This window comes from Dellaglioa sp. L3N, from assembly GCF_054941095.1.
Map to the genome: position 1 here is coordinate 354,341 of NZ_CM142928.1, position 19,025 is coordinate 373,365.

The window sequence follows — 19,025 nt, forward strand, 5'->3', positions numbered from 1 at the left end:
TTTCCAGTCAAAACCGCTATACTATTAGTATTAAATCGATAAGGAGTGTTTGGAAAATGAAAAATAGAATTCAAGGTTCTTGTACATCAATTTTAGTTGGTAAGAAGGCTTCAATCGACGGATCAACAATGATTTCTCGAAATGATGACGGGCATGAAGCCTTAGATCCACAACGTTTTGTCGTGGTACAACCCGAAGACCAACCTCGTAATTACCAAGCTGTTATTAGTGGTGTGAAGGTGGAATTACCAGATAATCCAATGCGCTACACATCAATTCCAAACTCACTTTTAACGAATGGTATCTGGCCTGCAGCTGGTATTAATAGTGATAACGTAACCATGTCTGCAACGGAAACAATTACGACTAATCCCCGAATCCAAGGACTTGATCCCTATGTTGCTGGTGGAATTGGTGAAGAAGACCTTGTAACACTTGTTTTACCTTACATTCATAGTGCTAAAGAAGGGGTAGAACGTTTAGGCGATTTACTTTTAACACATGGTACTTATGAACCTAATGGTATCGCATTTTCTGATAACGACAGTATCTGGTGGCTTGAAACAATTGGTGGTCATCATTGGGCTGCTGTTCGTATTCCAGATGATGCTTACGTGGTTGCACCTAACCGTCGAAATATCGATACGTTTGATTTCGATTCAGAAGATACTCTTTGTTCTGAAGACTTACAAGTTTTGATTGATAATAATCATTTGAATCCTGATTTTGATGGTTATAATTTACGTCATATCTTTGGTAGTTCATCAATTAAAGATACCGTTTATAACAATCCTCGCACATGGTATGGTCAACAATATTTCAATCCTGAAATTAAACAAGATCCAATGGATCAAGACTTACCATTCATTTGTCGTGCGAACCGTAAAATCACAATTGAAGATGTAAAATTTGTCTTGAGTGCTCATTTTGAAAACACAGATTATGATCCTTATGGGAGTGCACCTGAGGCGATTAAAACACGTTTCCGTCCCATCGGTATTAACCGTAATCATAATGTTCATTTATTACAAGTTCGTAATGATGTCCCTGATGAAATTGCTGGGATTCATTGGTTAGCTTATGGCGCTAATACGTTTAATACAATTGTGCCATTTTACGCGAACGTTAATGACACACCAGCCTCATACAAAAATGCGACTGGCGAATTCGATTTAAACAATATGTATTGGCTTAGTTGTACGACAGCATTATTAGGCGATACGAATTACGATTTCTACGTGGATATGCGAAATACATTTGAATTGGAAGCAATGAGTGCTTACCATGAAATTCAAAATGCAACTGATAAAGCACTTGCTACGCAATCAAATAGTTCGACATTCCTAGAAGCAGCTAATGCTAAACTGGCTGCTGAATCATTAAAACGTCAAACACAATTGTTAGGTGAGATGGTTATTTCTGGTTCTGAACAAATGAAATTACGTTATAATTTGAACGATTAAATCATGGATTTAAGTCATATTATGTCAAAATAATATGACTTTTTTTTATGCAAAAATTAGTGTATAGTTTACTGATTGTTATTCAAAGATGTTTAAGGAGAGGGCTAACTTTTGAAATCAACGAAAAAATTAGTAATAGACTATTTAATTGGCTACATATTTATTTTAATTATGGTGGGATCCGCAACTGTTCTACATGATTCGGAAGTTATTTTACCGGAAATCGGGGCGTTGACAGTTGGCTTATGGATTTATAAGGAGCAAAATTGGGTGAATGAACCGAAGAAAATTTTCTTCATTCCATCTTTAACTGCCTTGATTGGATTTGGACTTAATCGATTGTTATTACCCTATAGTTTTAAGATTTTAATGTTACTTTTATTGATGGTTATCTTGTTGATTGTTGCTAAAAGTGTGCTCGCACCAGCTTTTGCGACCGGACTTTTACCAATTATTGTTAACGCAACGCACTATTCGTTTATGATATCGATTTTAATCTTCACTTTTATTTTAATGGTAGTCGTTCGTTTGCGAGGAATATCACCTAAAGTTGCTGTAAAACCAGTCATTAATAAGTTAAATATGTTTATATTTTTGATGTTAGCGGTTATTTGGGTGCTTATTGTGACGATTTTAGGACACCCACAAATGGCTGCCATTCCACCAGTATTCGTTGTCTTTTTCGAGGTCTTACAAAAACCAATGTATCCTGGTAAAATGGCGATTAAACAAATAATTGCGTTGACAGCCGTAGCGGCACTTAGTGTTGTGGCATATACGTATATTGAGTCACGCTTAATTGTGATACTCATCATGTTGCCAATTGTTTTTATCATTTTACAATTACTCAAAGTTAAAATTCCAGCTGCCTATGCTTTTCCATTATTGGCAGTCATTCTGCCATACGCTATGTTCCAATCGTTGCCGTTAGCTACATTTTTTGCGAGCTGTTACTTCTTTGGGACGGCGTATTTGTATCATAAATTTATTAAGCCCAAAGGAAATACCTTAAAATAGTATATAGATTACACAAAAAGTCTAAAAAAACAGATATAATCTGCTTTTTTAGACTTTTTGTGTAACTTTTTTATTTATACAGCAGGTATATTGTCATTCTGCAATTGATTAACAATGGCGCTGTAACTATCTTGTTTATCAAATAATGCAGACGTCCCTAATACAAAACCATCTACGCCTAAATCTGATAAATTTTGAACTTTAATAGGTGAGATTGCACCATCAACTATTAATTTATAACCATATTTATTTTTTGATTTGATAAGTTCTCTTAGTTTGTCATCAACAAAATCAATATATGTTTGGCCAGCAAATCCTGGATTAACAGTCATAATTAAGACGTAATCAACCATTGATAATAATGGTTCAATAGAGGAAAGAGATGTTCCTGGATTGATAGCAATTCCTGGAGAGACACCTAAATCAGTAATTTGTTTAATAGTAGCAGTTGGTATTTGATCAGCTTCTGGATGAATGTAAATAATATCTGCGCCTAAATCAGCAAATAAATTGATAAAGTTTTTGGGATTTTGAACCATTAAGTGGGCATCTATTTTTTTTGAAGTTAATGAGCGAATAGCCTTAAAATCTTGAATACCTAGTGCCATGTTTGAAACAAAACTACCATCCATTATGTCCATATGGAAAATATCAATTCCTGAATCCTCGAGAGAATTTACTTCTGAAGTTAATTTTGTGAAATCAGCGCACATCATAGATGGACATAGTATTTTTTTTGACATTATTATCATCCCTTCTTTTTATATGAAGTCAGTGGTAACTGAAGCATATGCAAATTCTTCAGGTAAATGCTTATTTACCGAATATTCAAAAGCGGTACCATCGTCGAAATAAACTGTTTGAGTAATTTGCATTAAAAATGAAGAATCATCTAACTTTAAAATATCTTTTTCTTCATCATTTGGGCGTACGCCAGTAATTTCAAAATCTGAGCTAGATATTTTTCTGTTTAGATTATTTCTAATGTAATCATAAATTGAATTTTCAAGAATATCCATATTAATTCCAGGCACAATATCTATGGGCATATGAACATATTCCATAATAGTTGGCTTGTTATTTAATAATCGAACACGTTGAACTGTGTAGATAAAATCTGTTGTTTTTATTTGTAACTTATTGGCTACTTCGGATGATGGATTATTTACACCAAATTTCAATACTTTAGTTTCTAGTTTACCTTGAGGGAAGCGAGAAGAATTTCCTGTTAAAGGAATTCTTTTCTTTTTAGAATCAGCGTTCATTTTGACAAAGATGCCACTGCCTCGTCGGCGTTCAATGTAACCTTGAGAGGATAAGAGATCTAAAGCTTTTTTTACTGTCATTGTACTAACTTCAAGCGTAGCACTTAGTTCTGCAATTGTTGGCATTTTTTTACCATAGCTGTATTCACCGTTATTTATTTTCTCTTTAATATAGGTCGCAACTTTTATATATTTCAAAATTAACACATCCTTTAAAATTGGATTCTTGATTAAGCTTTTCAACTTTAACAAAATAATTGTAACATAAATTAATATGACATGCTACATTAATAATTAATATAGCTTAATTTAAAAATAAAGGTTTACTAATAAAAAAACTTGTTTTATACTTAATCGTGAAACATGATAACGTTATCAAAAAGTGGAGGGGTAAAAATGGAAAAAAAAGTAGCAAGTAATTTTTTATGGGGCGGAGCGGTTAGTAATGTTCAAGCAGAAGGAAGTACTGAAGTTTATGGTAAAGGACATAATGTTTATGATGATTTAGTAGTTATTCCCGAAAAAGGACAAATCTCACAAGGTAGTACAAATATTGCATCAAATCATTATCGTCAATATAAAGAGGATCTTCAATTGTTTAAGGAACTAGGATTTAGCGCATACAGAATAGCTATTGTTTGGTCGAGAATTCATCCTACGGGAGAAGAAGAAACACCAAATGAGGCAGGCTTAGCATTTTATGATGACATGATTAATGATCTTCTTTCGAAAGGAATTGAACCAATTGTTTCTCTAGTTCATTTTGATATGCCAACTCATCTTGCTGAAAAATATAATGGCTTTTTGAGCACTGAAGTTATTGATTTATATAGCAGGCACGTTGAACAAGTTGTTGAACATTTTAAGGATCGAGTTAAATATTGGATTACGTATAACGAAATTAATACGGCACCATTTGATGCACATAGTTATCTAGTTGCTGGTGCGCAAAGGCCGATTGACATGAGTGAAGTAGAATTTTTTCATGAAATTACTTACAATACAAATTTAGCTTCTGCTAGAGCCATTAATTTTATTACAGATACTGTTGAAGATGCCAAAGTATCAGGGATGATTACTGTTAATTATGCGAAAGCAAAAGATGGAGATCCTAAGAATCATTTGGCAGCTACTATGTATAATGAATTTAACTTTTATTTGTTTGCAGATTTAATATGTAAAGGAGAGTATACATCTTTTTATCAAAATTTTTTATCATTAAATGGTATTAATTATTTGAATGATGATCTTTCTGAATTTAAATCTGCAGCAAAAAAGGTTACTTATCTACCGATTAGTGGATATCAAACCCGTGTAATTGAAGCTAAGACAAAATTAGATTCAATTGAAGAAATTAATGAGTTATTATTTCATACTGTAACTGAAGCAAGTGAGGAATTAGCTGCTAATCATTGGGGATGGACAATTGATCCTATCGGTTTTAGACAGGAATTAGATGATTTATATTCACGCTATCAATTGCCTTTGTTTATTGTTGAAAATGGAATTGGATTACAAGAAGGAGCAACACTAGAAGAAACATTAAATGATTTGGATCGGATTGACTATCATAAACAGTATATTAAAGCGATGATTGACGCTATGAACGTAGATGGGGTTGTTATTATGGGATACCTACTATGGTCACCTATTGATATTTTAAGTAGTCATAAAGAAATGGAAAAAAGATATGGGTTAGTTTATATTGATGAAATGAAAAATGGAACGATGAAAAGAATCCCTAAAAAATCATTTTATTGGTATAAAAAAGTGATTGAAACTCAAGGAGGAGTAGTTTATGACTGAAAATGAAATCTTGTTTTTTAAAATGATACCACGGCATGCAGTATGGGGTGGTAAAGAAATAACAACATATTTTGGATATGATGTACCTAATAAAACAGGTCAAGTTTGGGCTTTTTCTGCTGAAAAATCTGCGAGTACATTTTGTCAAAATGGAGATTATATGGGGATGTCACTACTTGATTTGTGGAATTCTAATCCCGAGTTGTTTAAAAGTCAATTTGAAACGTTTCCTTATATTATTTCTTTAGTTGCTCCAATTGCTGACCTAAGTATTCAAGTACATCCTACAAAAAATGTTGCTCATAAACATGGATATAACATGGGAAAAAATGAAGCGTGGGTTATGCTGCATACGAATGATAAAAGTTCTCTAATTTATGGTAGTGTACTAGGATTCGAAGAGCTAATTACACATTTGGAATCTAATGATTTTAAAAATACATTTAGAACTGTCTCTACGACGACTGGTGAATTTTTCTACATACCTGCGGGAACGGTGCATGCTTTGGGTAAAGGAAATATTGCATATGAAGTACAGCAATCTACAGATGTCACTTACCGAATATATGACTATGATAGAGTTGATAACGATGGACCAAGACCTTTACAACTTTCTGGTGCAATTGAAAGTGTTAAAGATGCAAATCCAGAATATAATACTACATTGAATTATGTGAAACCAAAAGAAACAGAACTAATTTCAAATGAGAATCTTAAAATTTTAGAATATATTAATAATGATTCGTTCTCGATTACTAAAATACAAGTAAGTGGGTTAACAACATTGAAAAAGAACGGTTATTGGTTAACTTCAGTTACTGAAGGTAACGGTCTAATAAATAATCAACAAGTCAAATTTAGCGATAATTTTATAGTGCCTGCTAATTTAGAAGAGCTCAGTTTAGAAGGTGAATTTACGTTAATGATCACATCAGAACATAGTGTAATCAAATAGGAGGCGATGGTATGTCTAAAAATAACAAAAGTAGCATAATGGATAAAATGATGAAATTTGCAGGCGTTGTAGCAAAGGTATCAGAAATACCGGCAATAAAGGCAATACAGGATGGTATGATTGCAACAATGGCTCCTATTTTGATAGGTAGTATTTTTTTAATATTATCTTTGTTAGGAACTCCAAGTATTGGTGATTCTGGGAGTGCGATACTTCCATTTTTAGAACCCTTAGCAAGTAAGTTTGCTATTGTGAATACAATGACATTAGGTTTTGTAGGACTGTATGCCTCTTTTTGTATTTCTAAAGCTTATGGAAAACATTTAAAATTAGATACTACTCAATCGGGGTTAATGGGTTTATTAGGATTCTTTTTTATAACATTTAATGGAGCAGATAAATCTGCAATGATTTCAACTACTTATTTTGGTACAAATGGATTATTTGTTGCAATGATTGTTAGTTTAATATCAATCAAAATTTACTCTCTATTTGTAAAAAATAATTTTACAATTCGTTTACCAAAAAGTGTACCACCAAATGTTGGAAATGCGTTTGCTTCCTTAGTACCAATGACAGTTGTCATATCAATTTGTTGGGTTATACGAAGCGTTATTGGATTTGATTTTCCTGAGTTTTTATCGACATTCTTGACACCGTTATTGGGTGCAACTGATAATTTATGGGGCTATTCATTTATAACATTGCTGGTCGTGTTGCTATGGTCAATTGGATTGAATGGGCCAGGAATGTTAGCGGCAATTATCACACCTATTACAACTGCTAATTTAACAGCTAATGCTGCTGCAAAGGTAGCAGGTAATGCTTTACCTCATATTTGGACGAATTCTTTTCAATATAGTTTCATATGGGTTGGTAGTGTTTTTCCAGTTGTTATTTGGTATATAATATCGAAAAATAAAGGTAAAAAAGCACTAGGAATCGCTTCTGCACCAGCTTTATTTTTTAATATTGTAGAACCTAGTATGTTTGGCGCACCGATTTCTATGAATCCAATTTTAATGATTCCGTTTATCTTTAATGGTGTTGTTGGATGTGCAATTGGATATATTTCTGTAATGATTGGTTTTGTAGCACGGCCGTTTGCGGAAGTTCCTTGGGCAACGCCAGCACCTATTAGTGGGGTGATGATTACAGGTGACTGGAAAATATTAATTGTTCAATTGATTGTTTTGATTTTTGGAGTTGTAACGTATTATCCATTTATTAAGATGGATATTTCAAATTCAGAAAAAGTCTCATCTGAATCATAAACTACAAATAATACAATAAAAGGACGACTCTACTGAGCCGTCCTTTTATTGTATTATTTATTTAAATAACGCAGAGCTAGCTGACAATAAGTCATATTGGCCCAAGAAAACCAGTCTCTAGTGAAATTACTTGGATCGTTAACGTCAATACCTTCGTGACATTGTAAAGTATCATTATCTGATTGGCTGATAATATCTAGTTTACTTTTCATAACTTCTGGATTATTTGATGTTAAACCTTCCATTGCTAATGAAATTGGCCAAATATAGTTTTTCGGTGTATGTGGGCTGCCGATGCCTTTCAAATAACTACCTGAGTAATAAAAAGGATTTTGATTACTCAAAATAAATGTACGAGTTCTTTGATATAGAGCGTTATCTGATGAAACATAGCCTAAAAATGGTAGGGATAAAAGGCTTGGAACATTCGCGTCGTCCATTAAATTAACATGACCTAAACCATCAACTTCATAGGCAAAGATGGTTTCATTAGAATTCGGTTGTGGAACAATGCCAAAATTTTCGATACCAGCAGCGACTTCTGAACGAAGACGGATTATTTTTTTTATTAATTCATTTGGTATGGCGTGCGTTTTCGATAATGTAAGTAATTCATCTAGAACACAGACAATATAACTGTTTCCTGGAATATGATAACCATATTGGCATGCATCATCGCTTGGCCTAAAACCGCTCCAAACCATTCCCGTGTAGCCGATTGGGGAACCTTTTCCCTTGTGGCTTAATGTATCGGTGGCAGGACCGTCAGAGCGCTTGAAAATATAATCAGATGTTTCATGATGCTGCTCTTTAATAAAGGTGTCCACAATTAAGTTAATTGTTTGCCAAAAATTTATATCTAAATGTTTTGAATAACCGGATTTTTGATAAAGTTCTGAAGCCAAGTGAATGGGGGCACATAATGAATCAATTTCGAATTTTCTTTCCCAAACTAAATCGGATATTGGAATATTTGATTGATCAATCGTGTAATGCGCACCAGAACTTGTTTCATTAAAAGCATTCGCGTAAGGGTCGTGGCGGATGTATGTTAACTGTTGGTTAATAACGCCATGAATCAATTGCGTTATTTCGGGAATTTCTTTTATTAGTGAGAGGTAAGGCAAAACTTGAAATGTGGAGTCTCTGAGCCACATAGCAGGGATATCTCCTGTAGCAACAAAAATTTTGGAGTCGTTTTGTATTTTAACAGTATTTGTTAGAGTATCAATAAATACGTTGTGAAATAATGCATCTGACTTTTTTGAAAAAAGTGATAACGTCATCGAACACGCTTTGACTCGTTCAATTAATTTTTCTTGATTTATCATTTAAATACCTCAACTTGTAAGTTATTCTATTTATTTAATTGGGAAGATACCATAAGTTCTAATTTCTCCGGGGCCAAATGCTAATATGTCAATAATATCAGTTTTTGATTCAATGAATTGATTAAGGGTTCCATTTAAATCAAGTTCGGCTACATTACAGACAGTATTTAATGAAAAACGACCAGGTTGATCAATTTTTTCGTCAGTTGGATTATAAAGACGGAGTTCAAAACCAGTTTTATCATCTGAAAGTGAGAAACTACTCATGACTACCTTTAAATCTTTGATGGATATGATTGGATTATGATTAATGGCAGATTTTGTTGGATTCATCATGAAATATTGTAAAGGTGTTGAGAAACGATTTATTGTTTGGTCTTGGTAGAAAAGTTCATTTTGACTTAATTGGAGATGTTGTTTTTGAAGCTCAACTGGATTGAATTTAGCAGCAATAACCAACCCACCTTCAAATGTTAGTTCTTGGTTTAATTGACTATCAGGAGTTGGAACAACTTTGGTTTGTAAACCTGAAGCATCTGAAGGTCGGCGCATTAAGTCAGGTCGGCCTAAGAAACCGACACCTCTGAATAGTGTGATCGCTAATTTATTAAAGTCTTCGCCAATTAATTGGAAATCTTTGGTACCTAAGGTTAGGAATGACCAACTTGCTAGTTTATTGTGCGCGTTAGCAAAATGAATCATTGGTCGCATACTTGTTGGTTCTTCATGGTAACCTATTGTTTCCCAGTCTTTAAGATGTTTGTCTTCAGTTGGGCGTGCAATGACACCAAATGGTGTATCTGCGAAAGAGTCAACGATGTCTGTTAAGTGTGTATCTAAAACAAGGCGCATACGATGATCAAAAATAGTGTTATCAATTTGTAGTTTAAATTTAATGACATTTGAATTTTGACTTAATTTAAGCGCCAATTGATAATTAATTTTGCCTGTTTTAGTTTTTAAGGCACGCTCTTCTAAGTTTTTTGGTAAAGTCCAAGAACCGTTGATAGACATTAGTTGGTTGAAATGTCCCGATTTAAAAGTGATTGAATCAGCCGCTGAAAAGTCTAAAGTCAATAACCAATCCTTGAATGCTGGGGAATAATCGTAAGTATCGCCCTCATCACCACTATCTTCGAATGTTATAAAATTAGAGTATGATTGATTATCGAATTTTGTTAGAAGATTTAATCGATTATTTTCAAAAGAAATTTTATAAAAGTCATTTTGAATATTCTTAGATGTTTGTAACGTGTGTGCTGATTCATTTGATGAAGCTGATTCTAGTAAGTAGCCAGTCCAATCAGTTGCTGCTACGGATGTTTTAAATGCAATTTTAGTTACAAAATAAAAATCATTAGTCATTTCGTCTGAGTTACGGCGTAAAACGGCTGCATTTTCTTGCCTTTGATAGATAATATCAAAGGGAACATTGGTCCCATCGATTGTTGATAGGGTAAAGATGGCTCCAGTAGTACTAACTTCGAATTCTCGAATTTCGTTAATTGCCAAAGGAAGTGGATTCCACGCAAATAAGTTTAATTGATTCTTATTTGAAATTGAGATACTTAATTTGCGAAGAAGATAATCTTTCAATGAGACGGATAGTTGATCAGCAACAATACCACGGTGTAGAATATCTTGGTTTGTCTTATCACTGTTACAGCCACCGGAGCTATCATGGGCTTGTCCTCGAGCAATTGTTTTCCAAATAGTATCAATTAATCCTTGCTTTTCAGGAATACCTTGATGTACAGCAATTGCCATTAATGGTTCGACTTCATAAGTCATTCGTCGTTCTAATCGATCATAAAGTTGCTTTAAATCATAGCGAGAAGAGTAGATTCCTCGATGTATTTTCGAATCTGATGGGTCAATGAACTCACCTTTAAATGAAGACAAATTAGATTCTTTAGCTAACGCTGAGAAAAATTTAGGATACGTACTTTCTTGAATAGTGTAATCAGATTCTTTAAGGGCCTCATTTGCAATCTTAAGTCTATCTTTTAGTTTGTGATCGATGGCCCGTTGATCACCACCAATGGGCAACGCCAGATTATCAGCATCTGTATTCGTTGAGATTGTTTCTGATAAGTTTAAGAAATTATCATTTTCAACTAAGTCAACTCCAGCATAGTAGCCATTTTTAATATTTGCGACTAAAACCTTTGAGGAATCATTGCTTGTCCAGTAGAAATAGCGCGAATCATTTTCTGAAGGGAATCCACGCCAGAAAACAGTGCTATCAATGCCAAATCCATTGTATATTTTTGGCATGTCTTGTCCTTGACCGAATGAATCAGGAAGATAGCCGACCTTCATCACACCACCCAAATTATTAGCTAACTTAGAGCCTATCCTAATGTTACGAACAATTGATTCACCAGATGTAACCATTTCATCGATTTGAGTATACCAAGGGCCTATAAGTAATCGCCCAGCGGCAACAAATTTTTTGATAAGAATTTCTTTTTCAGGACAGGTATCTAGATAATCATCAATAATCGAAAGCTGGCCATCTAATAGATAATAATCTAATTCGTTATTATTTAATGCTTCAAAAACTTCGTCCATATGGAAAGCAAATTGGACTTGGGCTTCTTGGCGAGTGAAGTACCACTCGAAATCCCAGTGAGTATGTGCGATTGCGTGAATCTTTTTCAAATGAAACACTCCTTTTTCTCTTAAGTTTAAAAATAATTATTCTGTAACTGTTTCTGACTCTATTTGTATTGCTTCTGCGCGTTCATGGCGTTGATTGATAATTACGAATGGTGCGTATAGCGCAGTATCTAAGATAACTAGAACAGCAGTTAAGACGACTGGACTTAGGTGGAAAGCACCTAATACCCAAGTACTAATGAAGATAGGTTCATTGCCAGAGTTTAGAACGACAAGTGGTACAACCCAGCCAATTGAAGTGACAACGTAAGCAATCACTGCATTTGTAACAGGAACAACAATCCATGGAATAAACATTAATGGATTTAAAACAATAGGTAAACCAAAAATAACGGGCTCATTGATACCAAAGCAACTAGGAATGAAGCCTAATTTTGCAACTTCTCGTTCTTTTTCACCTTTATTAGTGAAGATTAACATGGCAATAATTAAACCAAATGTGGCACCAGACCCACCAATCATAGCGTAGACGTTTGTCATTGTGTTTGGAGAAATTGAAATATCAGCAAAACTTTGAGTTTCAGCAAATTTTGCAACATTTTTAAGAAAGAGTGGTAACCAGAATGCTGAGATAACGCCCCAAACAATATTGAAACCATGTAAACCGAGGAACCAAAGGATTTGTTCTAATAAAATAACGACAATAATAGCAGGAAGTCCAACACCAACACTTAACATTGGCGAGATAACGATGTCAGAAATCATTTGGACTAATGAAACATAGCCAAGTGATTGAATGATAATTCGGACAATTCCGAAAATAATTAAAACTTCAGAAATTGGAATTAATGAGAAGAATGAATCGAAAACATTTTGAGGTACGTTGCCGGGCATTTTAATCGTAAATTTACTTCTTGCAAATCGAGCAAATAATGAAACGGCAAGCATACCAACAATTAAAGCAGTAAACATACCTTCGTAACTAAAGAATGAAGTTGAAAAACCTTCGACAACTTTAGCCTTGCTATCTAAAAAGTTAACGTTATTAGGAATCATGACAAAGTATGCTGCAAATGCCAATAGTGTTGCAATGATTGGATTTAAGCCTTTGTTTTTTTCGTCTTTTTTTAGTTCCATTGCGTATGAATAAGCTGATGAGAAAACAACAATTAGTGCAACAATACCAAGAGTTGCAGTACCAATGTAACCGAATAAGTCACTAGTGCTTGTTAAAATGACATTATGAATATCTTTTGCTTTAATTAACGCATCAAGTTCCATTTTGATAAGGTTTGAGAAGGATCCAACAACAGTAAACGGAATTGTTCTAACAAATGCATTCTTAATAGCTTGCAAGATGGTATTTTTTTCTACCCATGCTGAAACTTTTAAGAGTGGTCCCTGGATTTTTTCTAGGTTAAAATGCATAATAAAAACTCCTTTTAGTTTAATTTTAGGAAGCGCTTTCCATAAACTGAGTATAACTATTAATGTATAATTTGTAAACACATATTTAAAATATAAAAGTTTACAAATTGTGCATTATGTTATAATATGTATATACAAATGCAATGAAACGAGGTAGACAAATGTACAGATATCGAGAAATATATTCAGATATTAAACGAGATATTTTAACAAATCACTATCGTGCAGGGGCTTTGTTGCCAACGCAAGAGATATTAACTGAAAAATATGAAGTTTCGAGATTAACATTAAAAAAATCATTAAATTTATTAAGTGATGAAGGGTTAATTTATAGTAAGCAAGGATCAGGGACATATGTCCGACCAAGGATGGACAGTCAATCTGCTGAAACACTTCCTTTAGATTTACCAATTGGTGTCACCTATTCTCACCGAGATCAAAAAATAACCAGTAAATTATTATACTTTAATGCGCGGTTACCAACGGAATTAGAGCAAAAGAATCTACAAATATTGTCTAATGATCCGGTATATGAAATTAAAAGAATTCGACTAATTAATCATCAAGTCTATAGTTTTGAACACTCAGTAATGCCAGTTGCAATTGCGCCAATTGATGAAAAAATTTTGGCAGGATCCGTGTATGATTATTTAGGGAGTCATGCAAATCTACAATTAACTGATGCACGTCGAGTTGTTTATGCTGAACCAGCGAATGCTGAAACGAGTCAAGCTTTAGAGGTATCTGTGAACAGTCCAATTTTTGTGATTGATCAAATTGCTTATGATCAAAAGGGGCGTGCCTTTGAATATTCAACGTCAAGATTTGTGAGTGATCATAACAAATTTGTATTAGATGTACATTTGAATAAAACAGATTAAATGGTGATTATTCTAAAAAAGTGTAAAAGGTTCCTGCAATTTTAATTTTGCAGGAACCTTTTACTTAATTATTTTCGAGGACTTTTTTCAGTCTTTGTAAGTTTGTATTAAAGGCATGTTTGGCAATTGGTGTGAGTAATTTTAAGGGTAGGTGAGTGTTATTATTTTTCGATAGATAAAGACGCTCTTCGACCAATGTTTTAGTGCCTTCACTTGTTAAAATGAAACTTAATGTATATTCTAGTTTGTCTCCTGTGCTTTGGTAAGAGATTGTATCATTTTCAATATTAACAGAAATTTGTTCATTTTTATTTAAAGCAGAATCCGTTCTGTGAATACTAAATTTTTTATCAGCAAGTGGATCAACTTGAATAATATCCGGTACCCATTTGAGTAAAAACTTCGGATTTTGTAAAAATAAAGCAACTTTTTCTTTGCTTGCTTCGATTGAAATAATAGTTGAGAATAATGATTCATTCATAAATTGAAGCCTCCTTTATTTGATGGCTTCAGTTTATCTAATCTATAAAGAAATTTAAAATCAGTATTCTGATAATTTAAATTTCTTTATAGATTTTTTCGTTAAAAAGATCAGTTAATAATTGTTGTCGCTGAGTAGCTGCCAAAAGTTTATTATTATCTTCAGCTTTTTTGGCAATCTGTGCCATTAAATAAAAAGAGTTTGCCAGCATATAATGAGAGTTGTGTTCGGTGGCAAAGGTAATTGTTTTTTCTATCCAATTAAGGGATGTGGTGTAATCAGCGCGTTCAAAATAAATAAGTGAGGTTAAATAAAACAAAATATTTTGATTTTCTTCATAAGGTAATTGAGCAAAATTTTTAAAAGTTTGCTCAATATAGTTCTGAGTCATTTCTTTAAAAGATTGTTTTGCATAGATAAAAGCTAAAGAAATTGTGCCAAGTCGAGCGAGCGTATTAGGTAAATGATGATTGCTAGAAGCGAGAGATAGTTTGATGGCATTTTCGGCATTAGCAAATGTGGCTTCAGTGTGTAGGGAGGCAACACCGAGATAATAATAGTAAGCCTGTAATTGTTGATCCGTTTTTAAATCACTAATGACAGATTTTTTATTGAGAAAATTACGTAATTTGGCGTATTGGTGCTGATTACATAAAGTATTAACGCGTTTATTAAATTGATTTTCTGAGCTAATAGCAAAGTTTTCTAAAAGGCTTATCTGATTTAAATCGATGGAAAGTTTCTGACATAAATGAATTAATAATTGTGCATTGGGCATGTATTTATTATTTTCAATAGCACTAAGCATTGATTGTGCACAAATATCTCTGGAAACTTCTTTTTGAGATAAGTGTTGTGTTTTGCGAGTTTCTTTTAAGATTGAGCCAAGTGTATTTTGCATACTAAACTCCTTTCAGTTTAATTTTACATGTGTTGTTTAATTAGGATGGTAACATACTTTTAATCTTAGAAAATACTTTGTACATAAATAGTTAGCTTTGGTGGAGAAATTTATTGGATAGAATAATCAGAATGAAAGCGTTATATTTAACTTATCATAAAATATCTATTTCAAGGAGGAGTTAGACACTATGCAAGCAGAAAACGTATTTCCAAAAAACTTTTTATGGGGTGGTGCAATTGCAGCCAACCAGGCAGAAGGTGCTTGGTTGGAAGATGGTAAATTACCTAATGTTACAGATACGGTTGTTGGTATTATGTCGAAAAATCCAAGTATTAAATGGAATAAGGAAAAAAGTATTTGGGAACTTGATTTAAAAGACGATATGGCATACTTATCACATGAAGCTATTGATTTTTATCATCGATTTGAAGAAGACATTAAGATGATGAGTGAGATGGGATTTAATTCATTCCGGACAAGTATTTCATGGTCACGAATTTTTCCTCGTGGAGATGAAAATGAACCAAATGAATTAGGACTAGCATTTTACGATAGACTATTTGATACATTATTAGATTATGGAATGGCCCCTGTTATTACACTAAGTCATTATGAAACACCACTTGCACTGGTTGGTGAATATGGTGGCTGGACAAATCGCTTATTAGTTGATTTCTTTGAAAAATATGCAATAACGGTTTTTGAAAGATATAAAGGTAAAGTTAAATATTGGATGACATTTAATGAAATAAATAACGCCTTTAGAATGCCTTATGTTTCAGCTGGAATTATATCATTTCCGCCAACAGATCCACAAAAACCTTTTGGAGATATTGATGATAAAGCAATTTATCAGGCTTGTCATCATCTTTTTTTAGCGAATGCTATTGCAACAAAAAGATTAGCGGAAATTGATTCGGAAGCAAAAATGGGAGTCATGTGTAGTTTTTCAGCATTAGCAACGTATTCATCTAATTCAGATCCAGAAAATGTTTTTGGCACAATGGAATTTCGTAGGAAATCTTGGTTTTTTACTGATGTTATGTGTAGAGGGCATTACCCAAGTTATATTCATAGAATTTGGGATGAAGAAGATGTGGCTCCAGAAATCTTGGCAGGTGATCTTGACCTTTTAAAAGAGAATACCGCAAATTATATTGCGTTTAGTTATTACAGAAGTGCAGTTTACGATAAGTCAGCAAAAATGCGCGTTGATACTGGTGGTGCGAATGGATTCGACAATCCATTTTTAAAAGAAAAATCGCCGGAACCATGGAGCTGGCCTATCGATCCAAAGGGACTAAGATTTGTTATGAATGAACTAACTGATCGTTATGAATTACCTTTGTTTATTGTTGAAAATGGGTTAGGACTTGCAGAAACACCAGATAATAATAATGAAATTAGTGATATTGAAAGATGTCGTTATTTGCAAATGCATGTTCGAGAAATGGCAGAGGCGATAAAAGATGGCTGTATTTTGTTAGGATACTTGTGGTGGGGACCTATTGATATTGTGTCAGCTGGAACAGGTGAGATGAAGAAGCGTTATGGTTTCATTTACGTAGATCGACATAATGATGGAACTGGTGACTTACATCGACAAAAGAAAGATAGTTTCAATTATTACAAGCAAGTTATTGCATCTAATGGTACTGAAATTGAAATAAATATATAAATAGGTCTCTTAATTTTAACTTTGTACTTTGTTATAAGATAAAATTGAGAGGCTTTTTAATTACAAGTCGTTATTGTTATAATGAGCACACTGTGGTTAATGTGGAGGTAACATTATGGAAATGAGTAAACGGCAAATTCAAATTGTGACGCAATTAGTAAATGAACATGGTTGGTTAACTAGTGAAAAGATTGCTAAAAATATTGGAACTAGTAAGAAAACAATTCAATTTGAAATGAAAATATTAACTAATGAGTTTGATAAATACGTTGTTCTTCAAAGCAATAAAAGGACTGGGTACCGAATCGAATCTATTTCTGATGATTTTAAAAAATATATTATTGAAGAAGTTAAAACATATGAAAGTTATTCCAGTATGAATGCTAGAGCGTCTGCAATTATTATATTTTTACTGTTTCAAAAAGCATATGTCAGTATGCAATATGTAGCTGATATTTTTTTCTTATCTAAGACTGCAGTTTCAATTGAGATAAAAACAATTCAAAGATGGATGGCCCGGAATTCTGAAATTAGTATTGATATTTCTGGTAATGATGGGTTAAAAATGATTGCTACAGAAAATATGAAACGAATTTTTGGCTCAATGGTAGGAACAGAGAAAGTTATGGAAGAAGCCCATTTAGAAAAAAATGAAGTGCAGTTATATATAAAGCTAGTTCCAATTATTAAAAAAGTTGTTAGAGAGACCTTGATTCGATATAAATATGTTGTTTCAGGAGAAGATTTTAAGAGAATTAATAGATACATTATTATCAGTATTGTACGACAAGACGCTGGATGGAAAATTACGGAAGAAATTAAGATGTCAGAAAATCTACCTCTTGTGACCTATTTGGTTCATGCGATGGAAGATGAATTAGATATATCTTTTGATAGCTTAGAAAAAAAAGCATTAGCAAATCGATTATTGGACTTCAACTATCTTTATGGTGATGGTGATACAAATGAACAAATTGATTCTGAACTTCGATTATTTGAACAAAAAATAATTTCAACATTAAATTTACCAACTAATAGTTTATTTCAAGAATCTGAATTTTTGGTTTCTCATATTAAACAGATGAAAATTAGAATTGCTTCTGGGCATAATGCAATGAATCATTTTGCAAAGAAAACGGCGCAAAATTATCCATTAGAAACACATTTGATAAAAAAATATTTTCCAACTTATTTTATGATTAAACCTAATAATGCAGAAACAGCGTATCTCGTTTTATATTTAGCAGCAGCTTTAGAACAATATAAAAAAACTGTGACAGGGTTAATTATTAGTAATCAACCGTTTAGCATTTTAAATACATTAAATGTACAAATTAATGAACTTTTGGGTCATCAAGGGCAAAAATTTAATATAGAACCGGTTTATCTTTATGAAATTCAATCAGAAAATATAGATGATTATGACGTTATTTTAACAACAGAGCAAGAAATTATTTTTGAAAATTCACGGTTTATATTTTTAAGTAGTGTGTTGGACGAAAATGAAATGGATAATCTTTCTAATTTATTGGTAGAGAGAATTCAAATATTAAGAGAGTATAAAAAAAAGCAACTTTTGGATAAGTATTTTGTTGATGACAATAAAATAGAAGTATATAAAAAAATTAGTAATTATCAAGATTTGTTACCAAAAATTAAAGAGACAACAACTCAATTAATAGGCGATGAAACGCTATTAATATGTTTAGTTGAAGAAAAAGCGACAACCAAAATTTTACAATTTAATTTACATGAATATATTAATTATCATCAAAAAAAGATTAAAAGAATTATTTATGCTGAATATGATACTACTCAAAATAATAGCTTGTTATTTTTTTATTGTATTGTAGAAATTTTAAAATAAAAAATAAGAATATTTTTGATTAATTATTCAATAAATCTACCTTGTAGAAGAGA

The 19,025-nt window shown here is 32.8% G+C and carries 15 protein-coding genes; 8 read left to right on the forward strand and 7 right to left on the reverse strand.

The window, feature by feature from the left end:
- The first annotated feature begins 56 nt into the window (after window positions 1–56).
- Window positions 57–1,463 carry a C69 family dipeptidase gene (locus ACVPPR_RS01710; protein WP_462298284.1) on the forward strand — a complete coding sequence of 469 codons (1,407 nt, stop codon included), beginning with the start codon at window positions 57–59 and terminating at the stop codon, window positions 1,461–1,463.
- Window positions 1,464–1,574: 111 nt separating this feature from the next.
- Complete coding sequence (locus ACVPPR_RS01715; RefSeq protein ID WP_462304478.1) at window positions 1,575–2,480, forward strand: hypothetical protein; 906 nt, start codon at window positions 1,575–1,577, stop codon at window positions 2,478–2,480.
- Window positions 2,481–2,554: 74 nt separating this feature from the next.
- On the opposite strand, the gene ACVPPR_RS01720 is transcribed toward ACVPPR_RS01715, so the two are convergent.
- Together ACVPPR_RS01720 and ACVPPR_RS01725 are read right to left on the reverse strand one after the other, a co-directional pair.
- Window positions 2,555–3,223: a ribulose-phosphate 3-epimerase gene (locus ACVPPR_RS01720; protein WP_462304479.1), complete on the reverse strand. Its 669-nt coding sequence runs from the start codon at window positions 3,221–3,223 to the stop codon at window positions 2,555–2,557.
- Window positions 3,224–3,241: 18 nt separating this feature from the next.
- On the reverse strand, window positions 3,242–3,943 hold the full coding sequence (locus ACVPPR_RS01725) for a GntR family transcriptional regulator (protein WP_462304480.1): 702 nt from the start codon (window positions 3,941–3,943) through the stop codon (window positions 3,242–3,244).
- A gap of 198 nt (window positions 3,944–4,141) precedes the next feature.
- On the opposite strand from ACVPPR_RS01725, the gene ACVPPR_RS01730 reads away from it, so the two are divergent.
- Genes ACVPPR_RS01730 through ACVPPR_RS01740 form a run of 3 tightly spaced genes read left to right on the forward strand, consistent with a single transcriptional unit; the run spans window position 4,142 to window position 7,780 of the window.
- Entirely contained in the window at window positions 4,142–5,551 is a 1,410-nt protein-coding gene (locus ACVPPR_RS01730) for a glycoside hydrolase family 1 protein (RefSeq protein WP_462304481.1), read from the forward strand.
- Window positions 5,544–6,506: a type I phosphomannose isomerase catalytic subunit gene (locus ACVPPR_RS01735; RefSeq protein WP_462304482.1), complete on the forward strand. Its 963-nt coding sequence runs from the start codon at window positions 5,544–5,546 to the stop codon at window positions 6,504–6,506. The genes ACVPPR_RS01730 and ACVPPR_RS01735 overlap by 8 nt, the downstream gene beginning before the upstream one ends.
- Window positions 6,507–6,517: 11 nt before the next feature.
- Window positions 6,518–7,780: a PTS sugar transporter subunit IIC gene (locus ACVPPR_RS01740; protein WP_462304483.1), complete on the forward strand. Its 1,263-nt coding sequence runs from the start codon at window positions 6,518–6,520 to the stop codon at window positions 7,778–7,780.
- 53 nt (window positions 7,781–7,833) lie between these two features.
- On the opposite strand, the gene ACVPPR_RS01745 is transcribed toward ACVPPR_RS01740, so the two are convergent.
- The 3 genes from ACVPPR_RS01745 to ACVPPR_RS01755 are packed head-to-tail and all read right to left on the reverse strand — an operon-like array spanning window position 7,834 to window position 13,161.
- Complete coding sequence (locus ACVPPR_RS01745) at window positions 7,834–9,111, reverse strand: glycoside hydrolase family 125 protein (RefSeq protein ID WP_462304484.1); 1,278 nt, start codon at window positions 9,109–9,111, stop codon at window positions 7,834–7,836.
- Between the two features lie 30 nt (window positions 9,112–9,141).
- A complete protein-coding gene (locus ACVPPR_RS01750; protein WP_462304485.1) occupies window positions 9,142–11,775 on the reverse strand; it encodes a glycoside hydrolase family 38 N-terminal domain-containing protein in 2,634 nt (877 codons plus the stop codon).
- Between the two features lie 36 nt (window positions 11,776–11,811).
- A complete protein-coding gene (locus tag ACVPPR_RS01755) occupies window positions 11,812–13,161 on the reverse strand; it encodes a PTS sugar transporter subunit IIC (RefSeq protein WP_462304486.1) in 1,350 nt (449 codons plus the stop codon).
- A gap of 161 nt (window positions 13,162–13,322) precedes the next feature.
- Between ACVPPR_RS01755 and ACVPPR_RS01760 the strand changes: the two genes are divergently transcribed.
- Window positions 13,323–14,042 carry a GntR family transcriptional regulator gene (locus ACVPPR_RS01760; protein WP_462304788.1) on the forward strand — a complete coding sequence of 240 codons (720 nt, stop codon included), beginning with the start codon at window positions 13,323–13,325 and terminating at the stop codon, window positions 14,040–14,042.
- A gap of 64 nt (window positions 14,043–14,106) precedes the next feature.
- On the opposite strand, the gene ACVPPR_RS01765 is transcribed toward ACVPPR_RS01760, so the two are convergent.
- Both ACVPPR_RS01765 and ACVPPR_RS01770 read right to left on the reverse strand, forming a co-directional pair.
- A complete protein-coding gene (locus ACVPPR_RS01765) occupies window positions 14,107–14,523 on the reverse strand; it encodes an SRPBCC family protein (RefSeq protein WP_462304487.1) in 417 nt (138 codons plus the stop codon).
- A 76-nt stretch (window positions 14,524–14,599) separates the two neighbouring features.
- Complete coding sequence (locus tag ACVPPR_RS01770; protein WP_462304488.1) at window positions 14,600–15,424, reverse strand: helix-turn-helix domain-containing protein; 825 nt, start codon at window positions 15,422–15,424, stop codon at window positions 14,600–14,602.
- 190 nt (window positions 15,425–15,614) lie between these two features.
- Between ACVPPR_RS01770 and ACVPPR_RS01775 the strand changes: the two genes are divergently transcribed.
- Window positions 15,615–17,105, forward strand: a complete 1,491-nt coding sequence (locus ACVPPR_RS01775) for a glycoside hydrolase family 1 protein (RefSeq protein WP_462304489.1) — start codon at window positions 15,615–15,617, stop codon at window positions 17,103–17,105.
- Between the two features lie 115 nt (window positions 17,106–17,220).
- Window positions 17,221–18,972, forward strand: a complete 1,752-nt coding sequence (locus tag ACVPPR_RS01780; protein WP_462304490.1) for a BglG family transcription antiterminator — start codon at window positions 17,221–17,223, stop codon at window positions 18,970–18,972.
- Window positions 18,973–19,025 lie beyond the last annotated feature (53 nt).

Coding starts and splice junctions, on each gene's coding strand:
- ACVPPR_RS01720 (WP_462304479.1), bottom strand. CDS start 3,223: ATGTCAAAAAAAATACTATGTCCATCTATGATGTGCGCTGATTTCACA.
- ACVPPR_RS01770 (WP_462304488.1), bottom strand. CDS start 15,424: ATGCAAAATACACTTGGCTCAATCTTAAAAGAAACTCGCAAAACACAA.
- ACVPPR_RS01735 (WP_462304482.1), top strand. CDS start 5,544: ATGACTGAAAATGAAATCTTGTTTTTTAAAATGATACCACGGCATGCA.
- ACVPPR_RS01755 (WP_462304486.1), bottom strand. CDS start 13,161: ATGCATTTTAACCTAGAAAAAATCCAGGGACCACTCTTAAAAGTTTCA.
- ACVPPR_RS01730 (WP_462304481.1), top strand. CDS start 4,142: ATGGAAAAAAAAGTAGCAAGTAATTTTTTATGGGGCGGAGCGGTTAGT.
- ACVPPR_RS01780 (WP_462304490.1), top strand. CDS start 17,221: ATGGAAATGAGTAAACGGCAAATTCAAATTGTGACGCAATTAGTAAAT.
- ACVPPR_RS01710 (WP_462298284.1), top strand. CDS start 57: ATGAAAAATAGAATTCAAGGTTCTTGTACATCAATTTTAGTTGGTAAG.
- ACVPPR_RS01760 (WP_462304788.1), top strand. CDS start 13,323: ATGTACAGATATCGAGAAATATATTCAGATATTAAACGAGATATTTTA.
- ACVPPR_RS01775 (WP_462304489.1), top strand. CDS start 15,615: ATGCAAGCAGAAAACGTATTTCCAAAAAACTTTTTATGGGGTGGTGCA.
- ACVPPR_RS01740 (WP_462304483.1), top strand. CDS start 6,518: ATGTCTAAAAATAACAAAAGTAGCATAATGGATAAAATGATGAAATTT.
- ACVPPR_RS01765 (WP_462304487.1), bottom strand. CDS start 14,523: ATGAATGAATCATTATTCTCAACTATTATTTCAATCGAAGCAAGCAAA.
- ACVPPR_RS01745 (WP_462304484.1), bottom strand. CDS start 9,111: ATGATAAATCAAGAAAAATTAATTGAACGAGTCAAAGCGTGTTCGATG.